Genomic DNA, 25,333 nt, shown 5'->3' on the forward strand with positions numbered 1-25,333 from the left:
CGGGGCAGCCTGATGGCTGCCCCCCATATGCCTTAGATCGCCTCAGTACGTGATAACAACCACGCCAGCGCCTTTCCTTCCAGCAGTGGGGCCAATCGCTCGCGCACCATGGCATGGTAACTATTGAGCCAGCAAACCTCCGGCTCAGTCAGCCGCTGCGGCAGCAAGCAACGCGTATCGATGGGGCACAGCGTCAGGGTCTCGAAATCGAGAAATTCACCGAATGCACTGCGGCCGGCGCTTCGCGCGGCGACCAGGTTTTCAATCCGCACCCCCCATTGCCCAGGTCGGTAGGTGCCAGGCTCGATTGAACTGATCATGCCTTCTTGCATGGCGGTCTGCGGCGCGGCCGCTGCCTGATAGGCAATCACCTGAGGCCCTTCATGAACATTCAGGAAATAGCCCACTCCATGGCCGGTGCCGTGGCCGTAATCGACCTGGTCGGCCCAGAGGGGCGCACGGGCTATGGCGTCAAGCATGGGCGACAGCACGCCCCGCGGGAAGGTCGCCCGCGACAGCGCTATCATGCCTTTTAGCACACGGGTGCAATCGAGCTTCTGCAGGTCGCTCGGTTGCCCGATGGGGACCATACGCGTGATATCCGTGGTCCCACCCAGGTATTGGCCGCCAGAGTCAATGAGTAGCAGGCCGTCGCCCTTGATCACTGCGTGTGACTGATCAGTGGCCCGATAGTGGGGCATCGCACCATTGGCATTGAACGCAGCAATGGTCGAGAAGCTCAACGAGACGAAGCCCGGTCGCCGGACGCGCGCCGCGGTGAGTTGCTCATCGACGGTCAGTTCGGTCACCACCTGGGTCGCGAGCGCTTCTTCAAACCAGGCGAAAAATTCGCACAAGGCCGCGCCGTCCTGCTCCATCGCCCTACGAACATGCTCAAGTTCGCCCTCAGCCTTGCACGCCTTGCTCAGGGTACTGGGATTCGAGCCTTCCACGAGCACTACCCCTTCGCCTAGCGGCTCGAGCAACCCGCACGTCACCCGCGCTGGATCCACCAACAAGCGACTACCAGGTGGCAACTGACCAAGGGCGCCGGTAGCCTCGGTGTAGTCTCGCACTTCGATGCCATCCTCGCGCAGCGCCTGACATAGAGGCTCATCGACTTTTCCCGAGGCAATGAAAAGCTGCACGCGCCGCGCATCGATCAGGGCAAACGCCAGGAACACCGGATTGTAAGACACATCGCTACCGCGCAAGTTGAACAACCAGGCAATGTCATCAAGGGTGGCGATGAAATGACTGTCCGCACCTTTGGCCTGCATCGCCTGCCGCACCTGCGCCAGCTTCTGCGCACGGCCCACTGCTGCGTAGGGCGCAAGATGTGAATACACCGGGTTGGACGGTAGCGTCGGCCGGTCGCTCCAAACGCGACCCAGCACATCCTGGTCAGTCACCAACCTTGCGCCTCGCTGGCCAAGGCGCTCTCGCAACTGGCGAGCCGAAGCCAAAGCCATCGCACGACCATCTACGCTGGCGCACCCCTGCGGTTGCACATGTTCAGCCAACCAGTCCAGCGCGCTCGGCTGCCCGGGTGACAATTTCATCAATTCGATGCCGCTACCTGCCAGCTCTCGCTCAGCCTGCTCCCAGTAGCGGCTATCGACCCACAGCCCGGCAAACTGCTGGCTTATGACCAGGGTGCCGACCGAGCCAGTGAAGCCCGACAGCCACTGGCGGCCTTGCCAGTAGCCTGGCAGATATTCGGAAAGATGAGGGTCTGCCGATGGAACCAGCAAGGCGTCAAGCCCTTCTGCGGCCATGGCCTTACGCGTCGCGGCAAGACGCTGGGCCGTGGTCTGTTGGAGAGTGGTGTGCACGATCATGCCCTTATCAGTGGCGACATCCGGTATGCCTGAGCGCTTGATGATGGAATAGCTGCCCGCGGCCTGCAATCAGCAATCTCCGTGCTGCACGCTTCTGAGAAAGGGCCTACGCCGGACCATACCATTGATCCTGCCATGCTGAACTTCACCAACGTCCCGGATTCAGAGGCAGTACAGCTCGTCTTGCAAGAGGGATCGTCATGCCCAGTGCCTGTCATCGCAAACAGGGCGTCGTGGTACTCGACACTCGGCCTCACACGCCCGACCACGAGCACGCCGTGCACCGTAAGCTATCGGAAGGCTTCGCACAGTTGCTGGACTGCCCTGTGATAGACCTGCACGGACCGACACGGGCGGACGCTTCGTACTACTACATGCTCACCCAGCCTTTGGTCGACACCGCAGATCTGACAGCACTGGGTATAAAAAGCGAAGCCGATTTTTTCGGCGGTGCCGTCGCTCATCCGTTCATGTCCACCAAGGCCATTTCACACCCTCTGCCGCCAGGTGCTCCACCGAAGCCTGATTGGCCTGAGGCATTTGCCCGGCAGGCCTGGGACGCGCTGCTCAAGGGCTACACCGTATTCGACAAGGCCACCGCCCGGCACGCCGCACAACTGTTGTTGATCACAGGGCCTGTACGACTGAAACCCGTACGCGCATGCGCGGGTCGAGGGCAGGCCGTGTTCTCCACGCTCGAAGAACTTGAACCCCTACTCTGTGCGGTGGATGACGCAGAACTCTTGATTTGGGGCCTGGTGATGGAACAGAACCTGAGCAACGTCGAGACGTTCAGCGTCGGCCAGGTACGGGTTGCAGGCTTGGTCTGCAGCTATTACGGCACACAGCAACTCACCCAGGATCACCAAGGTATCGAGGTGTACGGCGGCTCTGACCTGACCTTCGTACGAGGAGGCTTTGCGTCTCTGCTGGCCGGCCCCTTGGAAAAGAGCGTTCGCGTGGCGATTGAGCAGGCGATGACTTATGACCAAGCGGCCGATCGACATTTATCTGGCTTCATCGCCTCACGCCGCAATTACGATATCGCCCGCGGCACCGATACCAAAGGCGACATTTTCAGTGGCGTGCTGGAACAATCCTGGCGGATGGGCGGTGCCAGCAGCGCCGAATTGCTCGCCCTTCAGGCATTCGCTGCCAACGCCAGGGTCGATCGAGTGCGGGCTAGCACCCACGAAGTCTTCGGCACGCCCGCGCTACCGGCGGATGCCACACTTTTCTACCAAGGAAACGACAGTGAACTCGGACAACTCACCAAATACGCGCGGCTGCGACACGTTGGCCATTCAGAGTGAGACGATAGAGCTGCCGGTGAACGGGGATACCATCTGCGCGACGCTGGTCAGCCCCGGCAGCAAAATCCCCGGCATCCTGTTCGTTCACGGCTGGGGCGGCAGCCAGCAGCGGGACCTCGCTAGAGCGCGACACATCACAGGACTTGGCTGCGTCTGCATGACCTTCGATCTGCGCGGCCACGAGAAAACCCAAAGTCAGCGCCTGACGGTAACGCGAGAGCAGAATTTGCAGGATCTGCTAACAGCCTACGACCGGCTCATCAGCCACTCCACTGTGGACCCCAACGCCATCGCCGTGATCGGCACCAGCTACGGCGGCTACCTGGCTACTTTGTTGACCTCGATGCGCCCGGTCCGCTGGCTGGCCCTGCGGGTACCGGCCATGTACTGGGACGAAGAATGGAATACGCCCAAGCAGTCCCTGGACCGACAACGGCTCAATGACTATCGCCGTCGCCCCTTGGCGCCGTCTGACAACCGTGCTCTGGCCGCCTGCGCCGAGTTTACCGGCGATGTTCTGCTGGTCGAATCCGAGCATGATGACTACGTACCCCACAGCACGCTGATGAATTACCGATCAGCCTTCGGCAGTGCCCACTCGCTCACCCACCGGATTGTCGACGGCGCCGACCACGGCCTGTCCACCGAAGAGAGCCAGAAGGCCTACAGTGCGCTGCTGGCGGCATGGATCAGCGAAATGGTCATTGGTGCTCGCCTGGACCGCTATCCCCACTACGCACCCTGGTACGCGTGAAGCTCACTCCACCTGACAGTACAACGCTCCGTCTGGATGGCGAGCCAGACACCGCAGGGCCGTGAAAGCAGCAAAGTTCACGGCGCTGGCGTGATACTGCTGGAGGAGACCCAGAAACGAACCGTCCAGCACTTGCTCGACAGCCGCCTCACAGGCTTCCCGGTTGGTCCACTGCAGCGACTGAAGCAGACAATTGCCATCTTCGCTCACCTGAACGCTGACCGCCCGGAGGTCTTCAAAGCGCGCTGCCAGTGACTCACTGCGCTGCATCAATGCCTGGGCCAATGCTTGCTGAAAGACGACGGCGACCCGATATTCGATCATCTGGTTGTACCAAATGGCTGAGACACTTCCTGACATCGACAACCTCCTGACAGGGGATACACATCGCAATGCCCGGAAGGTTAAAACCTCAACCAATCTCGAGGTCAAGAGGGTCGCTACGCCATGCACCCCGATCCTCAGGCATTGAAGTCACGCCCTGCCGTCGAAATGCACTGGGGGTGATGCCTGTGGCGCGCTGAAATACCTTGCGAAACGCACCGGGGTCGCGATAACCGACATCCCAAGCGATCTGGTCGACTGTCCTGCGTGTGAACTCAAGCAAACGTGCTGCCCGGCATACTCTGATCTGCTGACAGTACTCGGTGGGGCGCAAGCCTGTAGCCAAGCGAAATCGCCTCAAAAACGTGCGCGGCTCCAGGCTGGCGCACGCTGCCATTGCTGCGAGGCCCGCCGTCCGCGCGCCCGTAGCCTGCAACCAGTGCTGTACCTTCAGGACCGCTTCATCGCCATGATCAAGCAACGGGTTGAGGCAAGTGCCGGGCAAAGCGGCAGGTATCGGATCTACCGCCAGAAAGTTCGCAGTTTCAGCGGCAACGGTATTGCCCATAAATCGCTGCACCAAACTCAGGCCCAGACTGGTCCAGGCCATCAGGCCAGCGGAGCTGACGATATCGCCGTCGTCGAGCAACACCTGTTGAGCCTCAGCCCTGAGGTGCGGGTAACGCGCCTTCAGTAGCTGCACATGATTGCGATGGGCGCATGCGGTGCGTCCATCCAGCAGACCGCAGTCGGCTATGAAGAAAACCCCGATGCACACCGAGGCCAGAACGGTGCCTTCCTGGTGCAATCGGCACAAAGCCGAGCGATGGCGAGCCAGGCAGGCATCGTGGGGAACGGCGTGCAAACTTGGCGGGATGATCAGAACACGCAGTCTCGCATCACTGTCATCCCCTGAAGGAGCCTCAGGCAGCAGTTCTTCCTCTGCACCCACACCCCATACGCTGATACGCACACGAGGCGCTTGGGCCGCACCCAACCCGTCAGCCATACGGTTAGCCACGTCGAACAGGTCGTGCAGGCCGTGGATCGCTGCCTCCTGCGCATCGGGATAGCGAAGCAGGCCAATCTCGATAAAACGAGCCATGTCAGTTTTGCCCCGCATAGTGTCTTTCGCGCCGATTCACCCCTATCACGCGACAGCCTATAACTAAGCAACAGTCAAAACCACTACCCCCGGAGGCAACATGAACACTCACGCACTGATCATCATCGACATCCAGAATGACTATTTCGCAGGCGGCAAATGGCCTCTGGAAGGTGTCGAGCGCGCCGCTGAAAATGCGGCCCGCCTGCTCCAGGCTGCCCGCGACGCGAACGACCTCATCGTGCATGTACGCCACGAGTTCGACAGCGCCGACGCCCCCTTTTTTGCTCCAGGCACTTCGGGCGCAGCCATTCACCCAAGTGTTCAGCCGATGCCTGGAGAGACTGTGATTCTCAAACACAAGGTCAACGCTTTTCTCTCGACCGATCTTGCGCCGACGCTCGAACGCCAGGGCATCAGGTCGCTGACCGTCGTGGGCAGCATGAGCCACATGTGCATCGATGCAGCGGTGCGCGCAGCAGCTGACCTCGGGTACGAAGTCACGGTCGCCCATGATGCCTGCGCCACGCTGGCCCTGGAGTTCAACGGCAAAAGGGTACCTGCTGCACAGGTGCATGAGGCATCGATGGCTGCACTGGCGTTCGCCTATGCATCGGTGCGCAGCACCGATGCATTGCTCCAAGAGGCTGCTGGCCACGCCTGATCGCCACTTTAGATCACTACATTGCGTACAAACTTCACTGCGACCGCGCCATCGTTGCGATAGGCGTAACGGCAATTGCTGGCGAATACGTGAAAGCGTCCCTGCTCGAGTCGGTGCTCGACACCCTCGATAATCAGCGTTAGTACACCTTCGACCACGTAGATCTGCTCGCTCCAGCCTTCGGCATCTGCCTCGCTGCGATAGTGTTCGCCGACCGCCAGCGTCCATTCCCACAGCTCAACTTCGCGACGGGCCATGCTGCTTGCCAGCAGGATGGCCCGGCTTTGCGGATGCTCACCCGCCCAGGCCAGCTCTTCGATACGACCAGGGTTACGCTGGTCAGGCGCCTGGATCAATGTGCTGAACGCCACCCCGAGTGCCTCGGCGATGAGGTCGAGCGTGGTGAGGCTGACATTTTTCTCGCCAGCCTCAATCGCCACCAGCATGCGACGGCTGACACCTGAACGCTCGGCCAAGGTTGCCTGGCTGATGCCAGCAGCGTTGCGCAGACTGCGAACATTCAAGCTCACGTGTTGCAGCACCGAAGCACGATGCGAGGCGTCGTTGTGCACTATATTGCTCACCCCTAGTTATTGCGCAGTATACTGCCCACTTTGCGCCGATTGTGCGCCCTGTCCTACGAGCCTGCAACCGCATGAATAAGTCACGCCCGCAACGTCCCACCTTTTCGTTCCGTCTTAGCAAAGCCGAGTGGGTACTGGTGTTCATCACCATGTTATGGGGCGGTACATTCCTGCTGGTGCACAACGTGATGGCCGTCAGTGGCCCCATGTTTTTCGTGGGCTTGCGCTTCGCCGCGGCTGCCCTGTTCGTCGGCATGGTCTCGGCCCGCGCCTTGCCAGGGTTAACCCTTGTCGAATTCAAGGCAGGCCTGTCGATTGGCGTATTGATCATGTTGGGCTACGGCCTGCAGACCATGGGCCTGCAGACGATCAGCAGCAGCCAGTCGGCGTTCATCACGGCGCTCTACGTGCCCTTCGTACCCTTACTGCAGTGGCTGGTGCTGGGTCGGCGCCCGGGCCTGATGCCCAGCCTTGGGATCGGCCTGGCATTCGTTGGGTTGGTCCTGCTCGCCGGGCCGCAGGCCGGTAGCCTGCACATGAGCGAAGGCGAGGTAGTGACATTGGTGAGCGCCGTCGCCATCGCCGGCGAAATCATTCTGATCAGCCGCTTTGCCGGGCGCGTCGACGTTCGCCGCGTTACTGTGGTGCAACTGGCAACGGCCTCGGCACTGGCATTCATGGTGATGCTGCCTACCCAGGAATCGGTACCCGATTTCTCTTGGCTTTTGCTGAGCAGTGCGATTGGCTTGGGTCTGATGAGCGCGATCATCCAGGTGGCGATGAACTGGGCACAAAAATCGGTATCACCCACCCGGGCCACGTTGATCTATGCCGGTGAGCCAGTGTGGGCCGGCCTCGTCGGACGGCTAGCGGGAGAGCGCCTGCCAGGGTTGGCATTGTTGGGCGGCCTGCTGATCGTCATCGCCGTGGTCATCAGCGAGTTGCGCGTGCGCCGCAGGCCAGAATCTGCTGGTACTGAACTTGCACAGAATGAACGTCAACTCAAGACCGGTCTCTAAAGCTCCGACTATCCTCTGTAAAAAACTGTTATAAAAAAACAGCCTGTCACAGCCCTTTTGTAGGATTCTGCGACAGGTTGTGTGTTGGTCGATGACCCGTTCGGCACGTATGATCCTTGGAAAACCTCTCAGAATAGAACTCTATGTCTTTGATAGTGCTATTGCTTCTGCCGTTCGTGGGCAGTTTGCTGGCAGCCGCGCTGCCGCACAACGCACGTAACGCCGAGTCCATACTCGCCGGGCTCGTGGCCTTGGTCGGCACCGTCCAGGTAGCACTTCTCTATCCACAGGTGGCCCACGGTGGGGTCATTCGTGAAGAATTCCTGTGGCTACCTAGCCTTGGGCTCAACTTCGTACTGCGCATGGACGGCTTTGCTTGGCTGTTCTCACTGCTGGTGCTGGGCATCGGTACGTTGGTGTCTCTGTACGCGCGCTACTACATGTCGCCACAAGACCCAGTGCCGCGATTCTTTGCCTTCTTCCTTGCATTCATGGGCGCCATGCTCGGGCTGGTGTTGTCGGGCAACGTTCTGCAACTGGTGTTTTTCTGGGAGCTCACCAGCCTCTTCTCCTTCCTCTTGATTGGCTACTGGCATCACCGGGCCGACGCGCGCCGTGGCGCCTACATGGCGCTGATGGTCACTGGTGCCGGTGGCTTGTGCCTGCTGGTAGGGGCGCTGCTGCTCGGCCATGTGGTGGGCAGCTACGACCTGGACAAGGTCCTGGCTGCAGGTGACACCATACGCCAGCACGCACTTTACCCAGTGCTGTTGCCGCTTATCCTGATCGGCGCCCTGAGCAAGAGCGCGCAATTTCCCTTCCACTTCTGGCTGCCCCATGCCATGGCGGCGCCCACGCCGGTGTCGGCGTACCTGCACTCGGCAACCATGGTCAAGGCCGGCGTATTTTTGCTGGCGCGCCTATGGCCAGTGCTGTCGGGCACCGACGAATGGTTCTGGATAGTCGGTGGTGCTGGCGCGCTGACGCTACTGCTCGGTGCCTTCGCAGCGATGTTCCAGAATGACCTCAAGGGCCTTCTGGCCTATTCGACTATCAGCCACCTGGGCCTCATCACGCTGTTGTTGGGGCTGAACAGCTCGTTGGCCGCCGTGGCGGCGGTCTTTCACATTCTCAATCACGCGACCTTCAAGGCATCGCTGTTCATGGCCGCCGGCATTATCGACCACGAAAGTGGTACGCGTGACATCCGGCGCCTGAGCGGCTTGGTCCGACTGGTTCCCTACACGGCCACCCTAGCCATGGTCGCCAGCGCCTCCATGGCGGGGGTGCCGCTAATGAACGGCTTCCTGTCCAAGGAAATGTTCTTCGCCGAAACCGTGTTCATCACCTCCAGCGCCTGGGTCGAGGCCATGCTTCCGGTGATCGCCACCCTGGCCGGCACATTCAGCGTGGCCTATGCGCTGCGCTTCACGGTCGATGTGTTTTTCGGCCCCACTGCCCAGGACCTGCCGCATACACCCCACGAACCCCCGCGCTGGATGCGCGCGCCGGTCGAGCTGCTGGTGCTGACATGCCTGGTGGTCGGCATTTTCCCCGCCCAGTCCGTAGGCCCCTTGCTAGCCGCTGCGGCACTGCCGGTGGTAGGGGGTACGCTACCCGAGTACAGCCTGGCCATCTGGCACGGCTGGAATGCACCCTTGATCATGAGCCTGGTGGCCATGAGTGGTGGCGTGGTCCTGTACCTGCTGTTGCGCAAGCAACTGCGACGTGGCCGCTTCCCCTGCCCTCCCGTGATGGGCCGATTCGATGGCAAGCGTCTCTTTGAGTATGGCCAGGTGCAGTTGATGCTGATGGCGCGACGTATCGAGCACCTGCTTACCAGCCGGCGCCTGCAGGCGCAGTTGTTCATGCTGGTGGTGGCCGCCTTCCTCGCGGGCCTGACACCCATGCTCCACAGTGGCCTGACTTGGGGCGAGCGGCCGAAGATCCCAGGTTCAGGGGTGTTCGTCGCACTCTGGATGATCGCCATTGCCTGCGCGATCGGCGCGGCCTACCAAGCCAAGTACCACCGCCTGGCGGCCCTGACCATGGTCAGTGTGTGCGGCTTGATGACCTGTATCACGTTTGTGTGGTTTTCCGCACCTGATCTTGCCCTGACCCAGTTGGTCGTCGAAGTGGTGACCACTGTCCTGATCCTTCTTGGCCTGCGTTGGCTTCCACGTCGTATCGAGGGTGTATCCCCTCTGCCTGGCAGGTTCGACCGCGCCCGCGTGCGTCGCCTGCGCGACCTGCTACTGGCGGTGCTGGTGGGTGCCGGCATGGCCGTGCTGTCCTACGCCATGCTGACCCGCCCTACGCCTAATGACATCTCTTCGTTCTACCTGAGCCGTGCGCTGCCCCAAGGTGGTGGCACCAATGTGGTCAACGTGATGCTGGTGGATTTCCGCGGCTTCGATACCCTGGGCGAAATCACCGTGCTGGTCGCGGTGGGGTTGACCGTTTTCGCGCTTCTGCGTCGCTTCCGCCCACCCAAGGAAAGCATGCAATTGCCGACCCAGCAGCGCCAACTGGCACCTGATGTCGTCACCGACCTGATCAACCCGCGCCATGCTGCCGATACCGCTCTGGGCTTCATGATGGTGCCCGCCGTGCTGGTGCGCCTGTTGCTGCCTATCGCGCTGCTGGTATCGATGTACCTGTTCATGCGTGGTCATAATCAGCCGGGCGGCGGCTTCGTCGCCGGGTTGGTGACTTCGGTGGCGTTCATTCTCCAATACATGGTCGCAGGCACCCAGTGGGTCGAAGCGCAGATGCGCCTGCGGCCCTTGCGCTGGATGGGCACCGGTCTGCTCTGTGCAACCTTGACCGGTGGCGGCGCCATCGTGCTCGGTTACCCGTTCCTGACCACCCATACGGCGCACCTGCATCTTCCTCTGCTCGGAGACATCCATCTGGCAAGCGCATTGTTCTTCGACGTCGGTGTGTTCACCGTGGTCGTCGGATCGACCCTTTTGATACTCACGGCCCTGGCCCACCAGTCGGTACGTGCCTATCGCCCGGCCAGTCCAGGCAAGACCCGTAAAGCAGGAGCCGCCTGATGGAAGAAGTGATCGCAGTGGCCATTGGCGTGCTTGCTGCCTCCGGAGTCTGGTTGGTGCTGCGCCCTCGCACATACCAGGTGATCATGGGCTTGTGCCTGCTTTCCTATGGGGTCAACCTCTTCATTTTCAGCATGGGCAGCCTGTTCATCGGCAAGGAGCCCATCATCAAGGAAGGCGTTACCCAGGACCTGTTGCACTACACCGATCCGCTGCCACAGGCCTTGGTACTCACGGCAATCGTCATCAGCTTCGCCATGACCGCCCTGTTTCTCGTGGTACTGCTGGCATCGCGCGGCCTGACCGGCACCGACCACGTAGATGGCCGGGAGCGTGAGGAATGAGCGGCATGAGCCAACTGATCGTTGCCCCTATCCTGCTGCCGTTGATTACAGCGGCAGTCATGTTGCTGCTGGGCGAAAAGCGTCGATTGATCAAGGCACGGCTGAACCTGCTGTCGACCTTCGCCGGTCTTGGCATTGCCATCAGCCTGCTGCTTTGGGTCCGTACCCAGGGCCAGGCAGAATCGATCGGCGTCTACCTGCCGGGCAACTGGCCAGCCCCGTTTGGCATCGTGCTGGTGGTGGACCACCTGTCGGCGCTGATGCTGACCCTGACCGGCGTCATCGGGCTAAGCGCCCTGCTGTTCGCACGGGCACGCTGGGATGGCGCCGGTGCAAGTTTTCATGCGCTGTTCCAGATTCAGCTGATGGGCCTGTACGGCGCATTCCTGACGGCAGACCTGTTCAATCTGTTCGTGTTCTTCGAAGTACTGTTGGCAGCTTCATACGGCCTTCTGCTGCACGGATCCGGCCGCGCACGTGTGCGAGCCGGCCTGCACTACATCGCCGTCAACCTTTTCGCCTCCTCGTTGTTCCTGATTGGCGCGGCAATGCTGTATGGCGTGACCGGTACGCTGAGCCTTGCGGACCTTGCCCTGAAGATTCCGCTGGTACCCGAGGCCGACCGCGGCCTGCTGCATGCAGGCGCAGCGATTCTGGCCATGGCGTTCCTGGTCAAAGCGGGCATCTGGCCCCTGAACTTCTGGCTGGTACCAGCCTATGCGTCTGCCAGCGCGCCCGTGGCTGCCCTCTTTGCAATCATGACCAAGGTGGGGCTGTATGCGGTGCTGCGAGTGTGGACGCTGCTCTTCTCCGGGCAAGCAGGGGCATCGGCACACTTCGGGGGAGATTGGCTGGTCTACGGAGGCTTGGCGACCCTGGCCATGGCAGCGGTGTCGATCTTGGCAGCGCAGCGCCTGGAACGCATGGCGGCGTTGAGTATCCTGGTATCGGCTGGCACCTTGCTGGGGGCGGTGGGCTTTGCGCAATTGGCATTGACTGGAGCCGCGCTGTTCTACCTCGTGAATTCTACCCTGGCCTTGTGCGCATTGTTCCTGTTGGCCGAACTCATCGAGCGCTCGCGATCTGCCAATGAGTTGCCATTGGACGAGGAAGAAGACGCCATGCCGGCCTTACTGGAATCACTTCACCCTCCAAAAGGGATCAACCTCGATGATGACCAGAAGGCCGTCATCGGTCAGGTCATTCCTTGGACCATGGCATTCCTGGGCTTGAGCTTCATCGCCTGCGCCTTGTTGATCATCGGCATGCCACCCCTTTCAGGCTTCGTCGCCAAGCTCAACCTCATCAGTGCCTTGTTCAACCCCAACGGCTTGGGCGTTCCGAGCCAATACACCCTCGGTGCCGCTGGCTGGGGCCTTGTGGCCCTGCTTGTACTGTCGGGAATGGCATCGCTGATCGCATTCGGACGCGTTGGCATCCAACGTTTCTGGAAACCCGAAGAGCGACCCTCTCCAGTGCTCAGGCGTTTTGAATGCCTTCCGATCGTGATCCTGCTGGGCCTGTGCATGCTGCTCAGCTTCAAGGCCGAGCCGCTGCTGCGCTACAGCCTGGACACAGCTGCCAGCCTTCAGGCGCCTGATGCCTACATCGATGCAGTCATGGCAGCGCAGCCAAAACCTGGTCCTACCTCGCTCGACGTTCAGGGGCAGCCATGAGCCGACTATTTCCCGCTCCTCTGCTATCGGCATGCCTGTTCGGCCTGTGGCTGTTGCTCAACCTGTCGCTGAGTCCGGGTAACCTCATCCTCGCCGCCGTACTAGGGATACTGGCTCCGCTGCTGATGGCACCCTTGCGGCCGCAACATGCCCATGTCCGACGCCCCCTGGTCATCGTCAAGCTGATAGGCCGGGTTGGCGTGGACGTCATCCTGTCCAATCTGCAGGTCGCTCGCGGCGTGCTGGGTGCTGGGGCGCGGCCGCCACGCTCAGTCTTCGTTCATATCCCCCTGGACCTGCGTGAACCCCATGGGCTTGCAGCGCTGTCCATGATCACGACGGTGATCCCTGGAACCATCTGGTCGGAACTGGCCCTGGACCGTAGCGTGCTACTGCTGCACGTATTCGATCTGGATGATGAAGCGGCGTTCGTCCAGCATTTCAAGGACGTCTATGAGCGTCCCTTGATGGAGATTTTTCAATGAGTGGACTGCTCGCCAACGCTGTTCTTGTCAGCTTGTTCATCTTTGCGCTGGCTATGTGCCTAACCCTGCTTCGGCTATTCCGAGGGCCTTCGGCTCAAGACAGGGTTTTGGCTCTAGATTACCTGTACATTCTAGCAATGCTGACCATGCTGGTGCTGGGCATCAGGTATGCCAGTGACACGTATTTCGAAGGGGCGTTGCTCATTGCGTTGTTTGGCTTCGTGGGCTCCTTCGCCTTGGCCAAGTTCCTGCTGCGTGGAGAGGTGATCGAATGACCGAGACACTCAATCTACCGTTCTGGCTCGAAATGATCACAGCCATACTGCTGGTAGCTGGTAGCCTTTTTGCGCTGATCGGTGCGATTGGCCTACTGCGCCTGAAAGACTATTTCCAACGCATGCATCCCCCGGCGCTGGCCTCGACCATAGGGGCCTGGTGCGTCGCGCTTGGCTCGATTATCTATTTTTCGTGGTTGAAGGAGTCGCTGGTGCTGCATGCATGGCTGATTCCCGTGCTGCTATCGATCACGGTGCCAGTGACTACCTTGTTACTGGCCCGCGCAGGGCTGTTTCGCAAGCGTCAGGCCAAAGAGCCGGTACCCGAGGAGGTCAGCAGCGGCCTGGATCGTGGTAACTGACCGCGCTTAGCCTGGCTGCTTACTCAGCCGCTGCAGTGCTCGCCTGACCATGGCCACGTAATGGGGCGGGCCCTGGGTATACAACTCGGCGGCTACCCAACCCAACCATCGCCCGCCCACCGCTTCACGTGCTGCGAGCAGCCGCTGCGCCTCGGCCATGGCGCGCGCCTGGTGCTCACGGTGATAGTGTTCCCGTGATCCAGGCGCTTGCGCTGGCAGCGTCACTCGCTTGCCTTGAACGTCGTCAGCACACCCTTGCGCCATTTCGCAACCTTGCCGGTTACAGCCTTCAACAGCTTGCCTAGCCCTTCCTGAATTTGCTGCTCGGCGGCAAACACCAGCATCACGCTATGGCCTTCCCGCAATACGATCCCCTCGCCTTCCTGAACCGATACGAACGCGTAGTCGCCAACGCCGTAGACATTGAGCTTGATGTCGCGAAAACGCATTTCCAGCTTGCCGCCTTCGCGGCTGGGCAGCACGGCGGCACGAAAATGGTCGCCGACTTTCAATTCAAGGCGCTGCTTGTCATCAACCACAAGCGCATTTTGCGTGTCGATCTCGGCCATGTAGAGGCCATCAGGGTTTTGCTCGGTGACATAGACGAATCGACCCTGGAACAACTGGGCCAGTTTCCCACGCAAATCGCCAAGGGCGAACAACGCGTGTGTATCAAGAGTGCTGACTGCCAATGAAGTAATCCTCAACCGTTTACAACCCGCCCTCGCAGGAGCTCGCGAAGCACGGCCATTTCAAATCGATAGGCAATGAGATTAATAAAACGCTGGGCGACATGTCTGTGCCCGCTGACGATGCAGCGTGCAGGATTTTTCACTCTAACGGCCGGCGTTGCTGTCGCTTGCATACCCTTGGGCAATGCCCAAGCGCTACCGGCGTAACGTCTGACATTGCACGTCCATGAAAATGCGATTCCGGATGGGTGCGTGGTCTTGGCGCCTGATGGCGACTCGCACACTGTTGTCGGTGGGGATATCCGAAGACAGTGAAATCCATGAGAGACGCCCTGTTTTAACAGGCTTGCCGGTTATTGCGCAACTGCTCCGGGCAAATTGCATGGGTCGTTGCGGCTTGATTTGCGAAATGCAAAAAGCCCCACGAATCGCTCCATGGGGCTTGGCAACCTGACCGGCTCAGGCCTGACGCTGATGGCGATCAAGCTGCTCGTGGCGCTCTTGTGCTTCGATGCAGTACTTGGTGGTTGGACTGATCAGCAAGCGCTTAAGACCAATTGGTTCACCGCTGTCGTCGCACCAGCCGAAGCTCTCGTCGGCAATACGGTCAAGCGCCATCTCCAGTTGCGGGAGCAGGCGCTGATCGCGATCGATGGCATTCACCAGCCAGCTACGCTCTTCTTCGACCGATGCCACATCGGCAGGATCCGAGGGGGTATCCAGGCCTTCGATGGTGGCACGGCTCAGCTCGATGCGTTCATGGGTCTCGACTTTCATCGCTTGCAGCAGCTGAGTGAAGAAGCTCAGCTGTTCAGCGTTCATGTAGTCATCGGCCGGCATGGCCAGCAACTGTTCCTTGGTCATCGATTTCTCTATGAAAATAGGTGCATTTGGGCGATTCGTTTGCCGCTGATGCTTTGGCATCGGCAGCGGAAATTTTTCGAGCGCCAGTCGGCACTCTTTAACAAGGGGCGGCAGTCTAAGGCGCAGCGTCGCCTTGAGCAACAGCAAAATGGGGTGGCGTTGGCATTCGCTGCTTACGATCCGCCGGCCGGTGCTTGCATTTGAAGGTATAAGCGCGAGTTTGAGCAGTGCGGGTAGATTCGGCGGCATGTTTACTGCAATGCAGGAGTAACGTTGAAAATTATGATGCCTTGGAACCTCGATAACGCTATAGGGGAGCGCTTCGCACTCCATCGCGGGACAAGCCCGCTCCTACAGAGGGAGCTTTAAACATATACACATTAAAAGATTCACTGTAATAAATAGGTACGAGGCAGCAGCTACTGAGCGCATCGCAAACTTCTTTAAACTCCAGCTCAACATATATAGCTAATTCCTGCTCTTGCTCTTGCTCTTGCTCTTGCTCTTGCTCTTGCTCTTGCTCTTGCTCTTGCTCTTGCTTTGGCTTTTGATCTGGCTTTTGATCTTCGCGACTTCAGGAGGCCGAACGCAGGGCTTGCGGAGGGAGGTGACAGGCATGGATGCCTGTCAAGCGCTGGGCCCCAGGATGGGGCCTGCAGCGCGGTCCTCCCGGGAGCAAGACCGGAGTGAGGGAACCCCGAAGCGCAGCGTAGGGGCCGTATGAATGGAGCACAGCGTTTTTTGGTTACTTTTTGTCGCGTTTGACAAAAAGTGACTCGCCGTAATGGCGAAAAGGTGACTAAGCGTCGCCATCGCAAATGGACTATGCTCTCTTTCAATACCCACGCCAACGCAATCAAACTTAAAACTTGAAACTTGAAACTTGAAACTTGAAACTTGAAACTTGAAACTTGAAAGCGTGGGCGCGCACAGCAAGTTGGTATTCATTGCCGCGGGTGGCGCACAGTCACCTTTCCGCCCTTACGGCGGCTCACTTTTTGTCTTCCCTCCATGTCAGGATAGTTGTCGCCCCGTGCAATAGATGGAGGGCGAGGACTGTCTCATGAAGCAACGACGTTACACCGCTGAGGAAAAAGCCTGGGCGCTGGAGCAAATGTCGGCCCCGATCAGCCGTACGGTCGTAGAGCTGGCCAAGCAAACGGGCATCACTGCTGTCACACTCAGGACTTGGCGTAACGAAGCCAAGACCCAGGGAGCACAGATGGCAGGAACAGGTAAGCGCAACGGGCGCTGGAGCAGCGCTGACAAGTTCAGGGCAGTGCTCCAGACAGCCGCAATGAGCGAGGCAGAGATTTCGGCATACTGCCGTACCGCAGGCATTGTGCCGGCGGACTTGGTGTTGTGGCGTGCAGCGTGTGAGCAAGCCAATACGCCTACCCAGCAGGAACCCGCCAAAGATATTGCTTCGGTCAAGCGTATCGAGCAATTGGAGCGTGAGCTGCGGCGCAAAGAAAAGGCTTTGGCAGAAACGGCAGCGTTGTTGGTGCTGCGAAAAAAGGCCAATGCGATCTGGGGCAAGGGCGAGGACGAATGACCAGCGCCGCAGATCGCACCACTGCCCTTGAGTTGATCGATGCGGCTATCGAGTCAGGCGCTCGTCAGCGTGCAGCCTGCACAGAGCTGGGCATCACCGAGCGCACCTTGCAGCGGTGGCGCAACCAACCTAAAGACCGGCGGCCTGAAACGAGTCGCCCAACGCCGGCCAACAAACTGAGCGAGCAGGAGCGGCTGGCGGTTCTGGCAGCAGCCAATCGTCCTGACTGTGCAGGCCTCACTCCACATGAAATCGTGCCGAAGTTGGCAGATGAAGGCCTTTACTTGGCCTCAGAATCCACCTTTTATCGAGTGCTCAAGTCAGCAGGCCAGGCACATCGGCGTGGACGCGGCAGAAAGCCCCAAGCCAGGCCGCTCACCACGCACAGGGCAGACGGCCCGAACCAGGTTTGGTGCTGGGATATCACCTGGCTGCCCAGCACAGTCAAAGGCCGTTACTTCTACTGGTACATGGTCAAAGATATCTACAGCCGCAAGCTGGTCATGAATGAGGTGCATGAGGCAGAGAGCGCTGAACATGCCAGCGTCTTGCTGGAACGTGCCTGTCTGCGTGAAGCAATCCGCCCGGAAACATTGGTGCTTCATTCAGACAATGGCAGCGCCATGAAAGGCGCGACAATGCTGGCCGCTCTGCGTGATCTGGGTGTGCTGCCATCGTTTAGCCGCCCGCGGGTCAGCAACGATAACGCCTATGCCGAAGCCTTGTTCCGTACGGCCAAGTACTGCTCGCGATGGCCAGGCCTGCCGTTTGAATCACTGGACGAGGCTCGGGTATGGGTCATGGAGTTTGCTGCCTGGTACAACAATGAACACCGCCATAGCGCGCTTAAATACGTCACTCCTGCGCAGCGACATGGGAGGCAGGATGCTGCTGCGCTGAAGCAGCGTGAACAGGTCTACACGGTGGCTCAGCGTGGGAGTCCAGAGCGCTGGGCTCGAGGAATCCGCAGCTGGAAGCTGCCTGACCATGTGTATCTGAATCGTGAGCGAGACGCCCAGCAGCAAGTCGGTTAGGCAAGACACGACAACTACCTTGACACATACCGTCTTGTCAAAAAGTGAGCAAAAATCGCCTGCTCCTATCATCCGGCCCCTACGCTGCGCTCCGGGGTTCCCTCACTCCGGGCTTGCTCCCGGGAGGACCGCGCTGTAGGCCCCATCCTGGGGCCCAGCGCTTGACAGGCATCCATGCCTGTCACCTCCCTCCGCAAGCCCTGCGCTCAGCCTCCTGAAGTCGCGATCTGCGGCGCCTGAGCTACCGCGCGCTTAGAAGCAAAAGCCAAAGCAACGGCAACGGCAACGGCAACGGCAACGGCAACGGCAACGGCAACGGCAACGGCATCTTGGGCTTAAACTGTAGCTCCAGTTCCAGGACGAATCTAATAGATGGGCATTGAAGGCCCGGTAGGCGGTAGCAATCCCCCCGCCCCAGCATTACCCTCGCCCCACCCAATCGGCTCATCAGCAGGCACCCGCATGGCCTTCACCAGTGACTCCTTGACGATCTTCCTGGCCGTGCTGGAGGCCGGGTCTTTTTCCGCTGCAGCGCGCAAGCTGGGCCGGGTGCCATCCGCGATCAGCATGGCCATCGCGCAACTGGAGGCAGAACTGGACCTGCCGCTGTTCGACCGTACCACCCGCAAAGCCTTACCCACCAGCGCAGCGCTGGCGCTGGAGTCGCAGGCCAGGCAGGTGATCTGCCAGCTGAACCTGCTCGATGCTCAGGCCCTGCAACTGCATCAAGGGTTGGAAAAACGCCTGACCATCGCCATGGCACCCGAACTGCAAACAGGGCCCTGGAGCCAACCACTACACGCCTTGGCGCAGGCCTTTCCTGGCCTGGAAGTGGAGGTGCGCTCGGCCAGCCAGCGCGAGGCCATCCGCTTGCTGCATGACGGCACCGTGCAACTGGCACTGGTCTTCGAACGCCCAGGTATCGATGAGCGTGAGTCGTTTCTCGAAGCCGGCAGTCAGCTACTGGTGGCAGTCGCCTCCCCCCGTCACCCCGCCGGCATGCAGGGCGCCTTGCCCCTGCCCGAAGAGACCTTCGCCGAACAGCGGCAGATCATCGTCGCCTCCGGCAACCCCACCGGCTCCGACCCGCGCATGGTGCTGTCCCGGCGCATCTGGCTGACCGATAGCTACCTGGCCACACTGGAGCTGGTGCACTCAGGCCTTGGCTGGGCCTATCTGCCGCAGCCCCTGGTCGAGCCGCTCATCGCCTCGGGCGCGCTGGCTGAGGTGCGCTTTGACAACATGGCCAGTCGCCTGCGCCTGTGGGTGGACATCATCTGGATCAAGCCTCGACCCTTGGGCCTCGGCGCACGGCACTACCTGGACAGCGTCCACAAGCTATTCGAAAAGGACCCGCCCAGGGCCTGAGCCAGGCCGCTCACTGCACCGGGGCGAGCAATCGGTACCCTACCCCTGCCTCGGTGGCGATGAAGCGCGGCGCCATCGGGTCATCGCCAAGCTTCTGCCGCAGGTGCCCGACCACGATGCGCAAATAATGCGTGTCACCCACATGGGTTGGCCCCCAGATGTCCTTGAGCAGTTGCTGCTGAGTGATGACGCGCCCGGGATGGCTCGCAAGTTGCGCCAATAGGGCATATTCCTTGCGGGTCAAAGTCACATCGGCGTCTTCCAGGGTCACGCGTCGCAAGGCAAGATCGACGGTCAGCGGCCCGATACTGACGCAGGCCGGCGCGCTGCCCCTCTGCGGCACCTGCCTGAGCAGGGCACGAACGCGTGCAAGAAACTCCTGAATGCCAAACGGCTTGGTCACATAGTCATTGGCGCCGGCGTCCAGGGCGTCGACCTTCTGTACTTCGCTGGCGCGTACCGACAAGACCATCACCGGCACCGTGCTCCACTGGCGCAGTTCGCGCAGCACCTGCTGCCCGTCCATGTCCGGCAGGCCAAGGTCGAGGACCACCAGGTCAGGCTTACCCAAGGCAGCCTGCGCCAGCCCCTGGGTGCCGTTCTCCGCTTCAAGGACTTTATAGCCCTGAGAAGCCAGGCTGATGCGCAGGAATTTGCGGATCTGAGGCTCGTCATCGATGACCAGCAAGGTGGCGGTCTGGCTCATGGCACGTCGCTTCCGGTGTCCGGTTGGGTAGGCAGCGGCAAGCATAAGGTCATGCAGGTGCCAACACCATCTGTGCCCTCGCCAACCCTGACCTGACCGCCATGGGCCCCGACCATGCCCTGGCAGATCGCCAAGCCCAGGCCCGTGCCCTGGCCACCGCGATCACCGCGTGCAGCGGTGTAGAACATGTCGAAGACCTTGTCCCGGTCCGCCAGGGCGATGCCAGGGCCTTCATCGCTGACGGCGATATGCAGCTGCTGGTCGTGCACCGTCACCTCGACACGCAGGCGCCCCTGAGCAGGCGAAAACCGTGCGGCGTTCTCAAGCACGTTGACCAGGGCCTGTTCGATCAACGCGGCATGCACGAACAGCAGTGGCAAGTTGGCCGGCACCTGGGTATCGAGGTTCAGGGGTGCCAGCACGGCCCGCAGTCGATGCAGCGCGCTGCCCACGATGTCGGCAGGCGCTACCCAGTCGCGGGCCAGTTTGAGACTGCCGTGCCCCAAGCGGGTCATGTCCAGCAGGTTCTGGATATAGCGGTCCAACCGCTCGGCTTCGTCGCGGGTGCCTTCAAGCAGCTCACGTCGGTCCGATTCGGCAATGGCCTCGCCCAACGCCAGCAAGCTGTCGATGCTGCCGCGCATGGACGTGAGCGGCGTGCGCAAGTCGTGGGATACGGAGGCCAGCAATGCACTGCGCAGCTGTTCGGTCTCGCCGTGCAGACGCGCCGCCTCCAACTGCTCGGACAGCTGTGCCCGGGCCAGGGCCTGGGCCACTGGCTGCGCCAAGCCACGCAGCAATCGCCGCTCGGGGCCACTGAGCGCCTGGCCTGCGCACTGAGCCACGCCCATCAAGGCCAAAGGCTGGCTGTCCACGGTCAAGGGCCACCACCACCAACGCCCTTCGGGCAGTGTATCGCTACCAAATCCGGCCGCCTGATCGTGCTGCCAGGCCCACTGCGCCGCTGCGCGCTCGTTGTCGGTAAAAGAAGTGGGGTCGCCGCTGGCTACGTGCAGTTGGCCATGCTCGTCGCGCTGCAGGATGCAGACCTGCAAGCCAAGCCGGCCATCGAGGTGCTGGTGCGCAGCCTCCAGCACCGCCTGACGGTCCGTGGCTCCGGTCAGGCGGCGAGACAGGTCCAGCAACTGGATGGTTTGCGCCTGGGTTTCACGCAGGGCCTGCAACTGACTGCGCTGGCGCGCGGCAAGGTTACCCGTGAGCGCGGCCATCAGCAGGAAAAACACCAGGGTCAGCACGTCCTCTTCGCGCTGGATACTCAGGGAAAAGTTGGGCGCAATGAACAGATAATCGTACGCCAGGAAGGACAGCATCGCACAAGCCAGGGCGGGCCCAAGGCTGGTGCGCACTGCCACCAGCAGCACCGCTGCCAGAAACACCAGGGAGATGTTGGGCAACGCCAGCACGCTGGTCACCGCCCAGGCCAGGCCCGCCGCCAGGACGGTCGCGGCCAGCGCCAACAGGTAATGTCGCCATGCCCACACATATCGGGCTGCGGGCTTGGGTGCCGAGCGCTGGACGTCGCGATCGAGCACATTGACCTCCAGACCATGACTGCCCCGCAGCAGCCGTGCAGCGACACCGGCGCCGAACAGTCGGCGGCGCCACCGGTCACGGGACTGCCCTACCAGTACCAGGCTGGCACGCCGCTCGCGGGCATGCTCGATCAGCGTACGAGCCACCTCCGCAGCGCGCAGCACGACCACCTCCCCACCCAGGCGCTCGGCCAGTTGCTGGGCGGCTTGTATTCGCTGGCGCCCGTTCTCGTCGTGCAGGCGCCCGTTGTCCACGTGGACCAGGCTCCAGGGCAAGTGCCGACGCTGCGCCACGCGGCTGGCATGACGCACCAGGCGCTCAGCCTGGTCGTCGCCATCTACCCCGACCAGCAAGCGCCCGCGCAGCGCTGGCGCTGCAGTGCCGCCCTGGCGATAGCCCTGGGCGGCGTCGGTATCGACCTGGGCGGCAGCGGCCTGCATGGCCAGTTCCCGCAGCGCGCTGAGGTTGCGCTGGGAAAAGAATGCGTCGATGGCCGCCCTCGCTTGCTCAGGCACGTACACCTTGCCTTCGCGCAGCCGTTCGAGCAGGTCGCGTGGCGGCAGGTCCACCAGCAACAGGTCGAACGCTTCGTGTACCACCCAGTCCGGCACCGTTTCACGCACCAAAACACCGGTGATGTCGCGCACTTTGTCGTTGAGGCTCTCCAGATGCTGGACATTGACTGTGGTGTAGACGTCGATACCAGCGGCTAGCAGTTCCTGCACATCCTGCCAGCGCTTGGCGTGGCGGCTGCCCGGCGCGTTGCTGTGAGCCAGTTCGTCCACCAGCACAAGGCTGCCCGGGGTACTGAGCACCCCATCCAGGTCCATTTCGTGCAGGGTCACGCCCCGGTAACGGGTGCGCAACAGCGGTTGCTGGGGCAGGCCCGCCAACAGGGCTTCGGTTTCGGCACGCCCGTGGGTTTCGACCACGCCTACCAGCACTTGGCGGCCCATGCGCTGCTGGGCATGGGCATGGGTGAGCATGGCGAAGGTCTTGCCGACACCGGGCGCGGCGCCAAGAAACACCTTCAGCCGCCCTCGCCCCGGCTTTGGGAAATCTGCCAGCAGCGCATCGGCGCGGTCGGAATCACTCATGGGGTTTCCTTCACAGCAAGGGTCACAGGCCCTGGCCCGAACGGCTCATCCTTTCCATTGCCTGGTTCAGGGCCAGGACGTTGACCACCGCAGGGCCCACCAATGGGCGCAGCGTGGCGGCTTCGAGCAGACCCTGCAAGCGTTCGATGGGTAGATGTCGGGCGGCGGCTACCCGTGGCAACTGATAGGCCACGGCCAGCGGCGGCAGGTGTGGGTCCAGCCCACTGCCCGAGGTTGTGACCAGCGCCAGTGGGACCGGCCCCTGCTCTGGCTGGTGCAGCGCGGCTGCCTGTGCCTGAACACGCTGCATCAAGGCTGGGTTGCCAGGGGCAAGGTTGCTGGCGCTGCTGGCCACGGTCGCGAAATCACCTGCCGAGGGACGGGAATGAAACCAACCGTCACCCTCGAAGCGCTGGGCGATCAAGGCAGAGCCGCGCACGCGACCCTGCTCGTCTTGCACCAGGCTACCATTGGCTTGGTAGGGGAACGCCACCTGGGCAATACCGGTGACTGCCAGGGGGTACAGCGCACCTGTCAGGAAGGTCATCGACAGAACCAGGCTCAGAGCCGGGCGTAGGTATGCAGTCATGATGGCCTCCTCAGACCAGGTGCAAGGCGTTGAGCAGCAGGTCGATGACCTTGATGCCGGCGAACGGTACGATGATGCCGCCCAGCCCGTAGATCAGCAGGTTGCGCCTGAGCAGCTGCGCAGCACTGGCAGCCTGTACCTGCACCCCACGCAAGGCCAACGGAATGAGCACGACGATAATCAGTGCGTTGAACACGATGGCCGACAGGATCGCGCTCTGCGGGCTTGCCAGCTGCATGACGTTGAGCACCCCCAGCTGCGGATAAATCACCGCGAACAACGCTGGCAGGATGGCGAAGTACTTGGCCACGTCGTTGGCGATGGAAAAGGTCGTCAACGCCCCACGGGTGATGAGCAGCGCCTTGCCAACCTGCACCACGTCCAACAGTTTGGTCGGGTCGCTGTCCAGATCGACCATGTTGGCCGCCTCCCGTGCAGCCTGGGTGCCATCGTTCATGGCCATACCCACATCCGCCTGGGCCAGAGCTGGCGCGTCGTTGGCACCATCGCCGCACATGGCCACCAGACGGCCGTCTTGCTGCTCCTGGCGAATGCGCGCCAGTTTTTTCTCCGGTGTTGCCTCTGCCAACACATCATCCACGCCCGCTTCGGCCGCGATGGCGGCTGCCGTGAGCGGGTTGTCGCCAGTGACCATGACGGTCCTGATACCCAGCTTGCGCAGTTCGGCAAAGCGTTCGCGAATGCCAGGCTTGACCACATCCTTGAGGTGAATCACGCCCAGCAGACGCTTGTCGAGGCACACCAGCAACGGCGTACCGCCTGACTGGGCAATGCGCTCTACCTCTCGGGCAAGGGCTGTCGGCATGTCCGCGCGCTGCATCTCGACGAAGGCAAGGAGCGCATCGACGGCGCCTTTTCGATAACGACGTGGCCCCAGGTCGATACCAGACAGGCGTGTCTGGGCCGTGAAGGCTACCGGTTGGTAGTGCCCGGCCGCCGGTTCGACGAAATCATGAAGCTGGTGCAGGTACTCGACGATCGACTTGCCCTCTGCCGTGTCATCGGCCAGCGAAGCCAGCAAGGCCCCCTCCCCCAGCTCACGGGCGGTCACACCGGGCGCGGCGTACAGTGCGCTGCAGCGGCGGTTACCGAAGGTGATGGTACCGGTCTTGTCCAGCATCAAGGTGTGCACGTCGCCTGCGGCTTCCACGGCGCGCCCTGAACGTGCGATGACGTTGAGGCGCACAAGGCGGTCCATGCCGGCGATGCCGATGGCAGAGAGCAAGCCGCCGATGGTGGTGGGAATGAGTGTGACGAGCAACGCGGCCAGAAAAATCAGCGGCAAGCTGCCCCCAGCGAAGTGAGCAAAGGGTTGCAGGGTCACCACCACAATCAGAAACACCAGGGTCAGGCCGATCAACAGCATGTCCAGGGCGATCTCGTTGGGCGTTTTCTGCCGGCGCGCGCCCTCGACCAGGGCGATCATACGGTCCAGGGTGGAGTCACCGGGGTTGCTGGCGATGCGGATCAGCAGCCAGTCCGACACCAGACGGGTATTGCCGGTCACCGCCGAACGATCGCCGCCTGACTCCCGAATGACGGGCGCAGATTCCCCGGTGATGGCTGCCTCGTTGACGGCAGCGATACCTTCTATCACCTCGGCGTCGGCGGGGATCATCTCGCCAGCCTCCACCCGGACTACATCACCCTTGCGCAGGGATACAGCCGGCACGTTGTCGAAGCTGCCATCCGGATTGCGACGCCTGGCCGAGAGCCCCTGGCTGCCGGCTTTGAGGCTGTCGGCCCGGGCTTTACCCCGGCCTTCGGCCAGGGCCTCGGCGAAGTTGGCGAACAGCACGGTGAACCACAGCCAGGCTGCGATCTGCACCGCAACGCCTGGGGTGACGCCATTGGCCGGGGCCAGGCACAGCACGGTGGTCAGTAAGGCCGTAATGGCCACCACCAGCATGACCGGTGAGCGTTTGAGTTGACGTGGATCGAGCTTGAGCAACGCCTGCAGCAACGCTGGCCGCCACAGCGCGGCCAGCCGCGTCTGGGCTGCTGCGTCTGGTTGGGCCTTGATCTCTGGAATGGGCATGTTCATGGTC

Annotated in this window: 24 protein-coding genes; 12 read left to right on the top strand and 12 right to left on the bottom strand. The window is 61.4% G+C overall.

Going from position 1 to position 25,333, the window contains the following annotated elements; genetic code table 11:
• Positions 1–32 precede the first annotated feature (32 nt).
• Positions 33–1,841, bottom strand: a complete 1,809-nt coding sequence (locus tag B2J77_RS13040; RefSeq protein WP_078479435.1) for an aminopeptidase P family protein — start codon at positions 1,839–1,841, stop codon at positions 33–35.
• Between the two features lie 194 nt (positions 1,842–2,035).
• Between B2J77_RS13040 and B2J77_RS13045 the strand changes: the two genes are divergently transcribed.
• Both B2J77_RS13045 and B2J77_RS13050 read left to right on the top strand, forming a co-directional pair.
• Entirely contained in the window at positions 2,036–3,154 is a 1,119-nt protein-coding gene (locus B2J77_RS13045; protein ID WP_078478803.1) for a DUF3182 family protein, read from the top strand.
• Positions 3,138–3,908 (top strand): alpha/beta hydrolase family protein, encoded by a 771-nt coding sequence (locus B2J77_RS13050; RefSeq protein WP_078479436.1) that lies wholly within the window; start codon positions 3,138–3,140, stop codon positions 3,906–3,908. Before B2J77_RS13045 ends, B2J77_RS13050 begins: the two co-directional genes overlap by 17 nt.
• A gap of 3 nt (positions 3,909–3,911) precedes the next feature.
• Here B2J77_RS13050 and B2J77_RS13055 read toward each other — a convergent pair whose 3' ends face one another.
• Both B2J77_RS13055 and B2J77_RS13060 read right to left on the bottom strand, forming a co-directional pair.
• Positions 3,912–4,268: a hypothetical protein gene (locus B2J77_RS13055; RefSeq protein WP_078478804.1), complete on the bottom strand. Its 357-nt coding sequence runs from the start codon at positions 4,266–4,268 to the stop codon at positions 3,912–3,914.
• 52 nt (positions 4,269–4,320) lie between these two features.
• Positions 4,321–5,355 carry a GlxA family transcriptional regulator gene (locus B2J77_RS13060; RefSeq protein ID WP_078478805.1) on the bottom strand — a complete coding sequence of 345 codons (1,035 nt, stop codon included), beginning with the start codon at positions 5,353–5,355 and terminating at the stop codon, positions 4,321–4,323.
• Positions 5,356–5,437: 82 nt separating this feature from the next.
• On the opposite strand from B2J77_RS13060, the gene B2J77_RS13065 reads away from it, so the two are divergent.
• The gene (locus B2J77_RS13065; protein WP_078478806.1) at positions 5,438–6,001 is read left to right on the top strand and encodes a cysteine hydrolase family protein; all 564 of its coding nucleotides are present in this window, start codon (positions 5,438–5,440) and stop codon (positions 5,999–6,001) included.
• 8 nt (positions 6,002–6,009) lie between these two features.
• Here the strand turns inward: B2J77_RS13065 and B2J77_RS13070 are convergent, their stop codons facing one another.
• A complete protein-coding gene (locus B2J77_RS13070) occupies positions 6,010–6,573 on the bottom strand; it encodes a helix-turn-helix domain-containing protein (RefSeq protein ID WP_058605983.1) in 564 nt (187 codons plus the stop codon).
• Between the two features lie 83 nt (positions 6,574–6,656).
• Here B2J77_RS13070 and B2J77_RS13075 point away from each other — a divergent pair, with 83 nt between their 5' ends.
• From B2J77_RS13075 to B2J77_RS13105, 7 genes are all read left to right on the top strand, one after another.
• A complete protein-coding gene (locus B2J77_RS13075) occupies positions 6,657–7,604 on the top strand; it encodes a DMT family transporter (protein ID WP_078478807.1) in 948 nt (315 codons plus the stop codon).
• Between the two features lie 143 nt (positions 7,605–7,747).
• Positions 7,748–10,663 (top strand): monovalent cation/H+ antiporter subunit A, encoded by a 2,916-nt coding sequence (locus B2J77_RS13080; RefSeq protein ID WP_058639764.1) that lies wholly within the window; start codon positions 7,748–7,750, stop codon positions 10,661–10,663.
• On the top strand, positions 10,663–11,007 hold the full coding sequence (locus B2J77_RS13085; RefSeq protein WP_023534014.1) for a Na+/H+ antiporter subunit C: 345 nt from the start codon (positions 10,663–10,665) through the stop codon (positions 11,005–11,007). The genes B2J77_RS13080 and B2J77_RS13085 overlap by 1 nt, the downstream gene beginning before the upstream one ends.
• Positions 11,004–12,683 (top strand): monovalent cation/H+ antiporter subunit D, encoded by a 1,680-nt coding sequence (locus B2J77_RS13090; protein ID WP_078478808.1) that lies wholly within the window; start codon positions 11,004–11,006, stop codon positions 12,681–12,683. The genes B2J77_RS13085 and B2J77_RS13090 overlap by 4 nt, the downstream gene beginning before the upstream one ends.
• Positions 12,680–13,168: a Na+/H+ antiporter subunit E gene (locus tag B2J77_RS13095; protein WP_058605987.1), complete on the top strand. Its 489-nt coding sequence runs from the start codon at positions 12,680–12,682 to the stop codon at positions 13,166–13,168. The genes B2J77_RS13090 and B2J77_RS13095 overlap by 4 nt, the downstream gene beginning before the upstream one ends.
• Positions 13,165–13,443, top strand: a complete 279-nt coding sequence (locus B2J77_RS13100) for a K+/H+ antiporter subunit F (protein ID WP_058605988.1) — start codon at positions 13,165–13,167, stop codon at positions 13,441–13,443. The genes B2J77_RS13095 and B2J77_RS13100 overlap by 4 nt, the downstream gene beginning before the upstream one ends.
• Complete coding sequence (locus B2J77_RS13105) at positions 13,440–13,805, top strand: Na+/H+ antiporter subunit G (RefSeq protein WP_058639762.1); 366 nt, start codon at positions 13,440–13,442, stop codon at positions 13,803–13,805. Before B2J77_RS13100 ends, B2J77_RS13105 begins: the two co-directional genes overlap by 4 nt.
• Positions 13,806–13,811: 6 nt before the next feature.
• On the opposite strand, the gene B2J77_RS13110 is transcribed toward B2J77_RS13105, so the two are convergent.
• The 4 genes from B2J77_RS13110 to B2J77_RS21525 all read right to left on the bottom strand — a co-directional run bounded on the left by B2J77_RS13110 (position 13,812) and on the right by B2J77_RS21525 (position 15,979).
• On the bottom strand, positions 13,812–14,030 hold the full coding sequence (locus tag B2J77_RS13110) for a hypothetical protein (protein WP_058639761.1): 219 nt from the start codon (positions 14,028–14,030) through the stop codon (positions 13,812–13,814).
• The gene (locus B2J77_RS13115) at positions 14,027–14,497 is read right to left on the bottom strand and encodes a hypothetical protein (RefSeq protein WP_078478810.1); all 471 of its coding nucleotides are present in this window, start codon (positions 14,495–14,497) and stop codon (positions 14,027–14,029) included. Before B2J77_RS13115 ends, B2J77_RS13110 begins: the two co-directional genes overlap by 4 nt.
• A 459-nt stretch (positions 14,498–14,956) precedes the next feature.
• The gene (locus tag B2J77_RS13120) at positions 14,957–15,361 is read right to left on the bottom strand and encodes a TraR/DksA family transcriptional regulator (RefSeq protein WP_023534004.1); all 405 of its coding nucleotides are present in this window, start codon (positions 15,359–15,361) and stop codon (positions 14,957–14,959) included.
• A 468-nt stretch (positions 15,362–15,829) separates the two neighbouring features.
• Positions 15,830–15,979, bottom strand: a complete 150-nt coding sequence (locus B2J77_RS21525) for a hypothetical protein (protein ID WP_194286083.1) — start codon at positions 15,977–15,979, stop codon at positions 15,830–15,832.
• Between the two features lie 445 nt (positions 15,980–16,424).
• Here B2J77_RS21525 and B2J77_RS13130 point away from each other — a divergent pair.
• Positions 16,425–17,950, top strand: a protein-coding gene (locus B2J77_RS13130; RefSeq protein WP_416231880.1) for an IS3 family transposase whose coding sequence is annotated in 2 segments (ribosomal slippage) — positions 16,425–16,884 and positions 16,884–17,950 — 1,527 coding nt in all. Because the reading frame shifts where the segments join, the coding sequence is not laid out codon by codon here.
• Positions 17,951–18,412: 462 nt separating this feature from the next.
• Positions 18,413–19,318, top strand: a complete 906-nt coding sequence (locus B2J77_RS13140; protein ID WP_078478812.1) for a LysR family transcriptional regulator — start codon at positions 18,413–18,415, stop codon at positions 19,316–19,318.
• A 10-nt stretch (positions 19,319–19,328) separates the two neighbouring features.
• Here the strand turns inward: B2J77_RS13140 and B2J77_RS13145 are convergent, their stop codons facing one another.
• Genes B2J77_RS13145 through kdpB form a run of 4 tightly spaced genes read right to left on the bottom strand, consistent with a single transcriptional unit; the run spans position 19,329 to position 25,329 of the window.
• Complete coding sequence (locus B2J77_RS13145) at positions 19,329–20,024, bottom strand: response regulator (RefSeq protein WP_078478813.1); 696 nt, start codon at positions 20,022–20,024, stop codon at positions 19,329–19,331.
• Positions 20,021–22,675 carry a sensor histidine kinase gene (locus tag B2J77_RS13150; protein ID WP_078478814.1) on the bottom strand — a complete coding sequence of 885 codons (2,655 nt, stop codon included), beginning with the start codon at positions 22,673–22,675 and terminating at the stop codon, positions 20,021–20,023. The genes B2J77_RS13145 and B2J77_RS13150 overlap by 4 nt, the downstream gene beginning before the upstream one ends.
• Positions 22,676–22,697: 22 nt before the next feature.
• Entirely contained in the window at positions 22,698–23,264 is a 567-nt protein-coding gene (kdpC, locus tag B2J77_RS13155; RefSeq protein WP_078478815.1) for a potassium-transporting ATPase subunit KdpC, read from the bottom strand.
• 10 nt (positions 23,265–23,274) lie between these two features.
• Complete coding sequence (kdpB, locus tag B2J77_RS13160) at positions 23,275–25,329, bottom strand: potassium-transporting ATPase subunit KdpB (protein WP_078478816.1); 2,055 nt, start codon at positions 25,327–25,329, stop codon at positions 23,275–23,277.
• Positions 25,330–25,333 lie beyond the last annotated feature (4 nt).

Origin of the sequence: Pseudomonas parafulva (assembly GCF_002021815.1) — a bacterium.
Lineage (GTDB): Bacteria > Pseudomonadota > Gammaproteobacteria > Pseudomonadales > Pseudomonadaceae > Aquipseudomonas > Aquipseudomonas parafulva_B.

Bases quoted from the DNA above. Each gene is read 5' to 3' on its own strand.
- B2J77_RS13100 (WP_058605988.1), top strand. From the start codon at position 13,165: ATGAGTGGACTGCTCGCCAACGCTGTTCTTGTCAGCTTGTTCATCTTT.
- B2J77_RS13085 (WP_023534014.1), top strand. From the start codon at position 10,663: ATGGAAGAAGTGATCGCAGTGGCCATTGGCGTGCTTGCTGCCTCCGGA.
- B2J77_RS13090 (WP_078478808.1), top strand. From the start codon at position 11,004: ATGAGCGGCATGAGCCAACTGATCGTTGCCCCTATCCTGCTGCCGTTG.
- B2J77_RS13080 (WP_058639764.1), top strand. From the start codon at position 7,748: ATGTCTTTGATAGTGCTATTGCTTCTGCCGTTCGTGGGCAGTTTGCTG.
- B2J77_RS21525 (WP_194286083.1), bottom strand. From the start codon at position 15,979: ATGCCTGTCACCTCCCTCCGCAAGCCCTGCGTTCGGCCTCCTGAAGTC.
- B2J77_RS13095 (WP_058605987.1), top strand. From the start codon at position 12,680: ATGAGCCGACTATTTCCCGCTCCTCTGCTATCGGCATGCCTGTTCGGC.
- B2J77_RS13140 (WP_078478812.1), top strand. From the start codon at position 18,413: ATGGCCTTCACCAGTGACTCCTTGACGATCTTCCTGGCCGTGCTGGAG.
- B2J77_RS13075 (WP_078478807.1), top strand. From the start codon at position 6,657: ATGAATAAGTCACGCCCGCAACGTCCCACCTTTTCGTTCCGTCTTAGC.
- kdpC (WP_078478815.1), bottom strand. From the start codon at position 23,264: ATGACTGCATACCTACGCCCGGCTCTGAGCCTGGTTCTGTCGATGACC.
- B2J77_RS13055 (WP_078478804.1), bottom strand. From the start codon at position 4,268: ATGTCAGGAAGTGTCTCAGCCATTTGGTACAACCAGATGATCGAATAT.
- B2J77_RS13060 (WP_078478805.1), bottom strand. From the start codon at position 5,355: ATGCGGGGCAAAACTGACATGGCTCGTTTTATCGAGATTGGCCTGCTT.
- B2J77_RS13040 (WP_078479435.1), bottom strand. From the start codon at position 1,841: ATGATCGTGCACACCACTCTCCAACAGACCACGGCCCAGCGTCTTGCC.
- B2J77_RS13145 (WP_078478813.1), bottom strand. From the start codon at position 20,024: ATGAGCCAGACCGCCACCTTGCTGGTCATCGATGACGAGCCTCAGATC.
- B2J77_RS13120 (WP_023534004.1), bottom strand. From the start codon at position 15,361: ATGACCAAGGAACAGTTGCTGGCCATGCCGGCCGATGACTACATGAAC.
- B2J77_RS13105 (WP_058639762.1), top strand. From the start codon at position 13,440: ATGACCGAGACACTCAATCTACCGTTCTGGCTCGAAATGATCACAGCC.
- B2J77_RS13150 (WP_078478814.1), bottom strand. From the start codon at position 22,675: ATGAGTGATTCCGACCGCGCCGATGCGCTGCTGGCAGATTTCCCAAAG.
- B2J77_RS13065 (WP_078478806.1), top strand. From the start codon at position 5,438: ATGAACACTCACGCACTGATCATCATCGACATCCAGAATGACTATTTC.
- kdpB (WP_078478816.1), bottom strand. From the start codon at position 25,329: ATGAACATGCCCATTCCAGAGATCAAGGCCCAACCAGACGCAGCAGCC.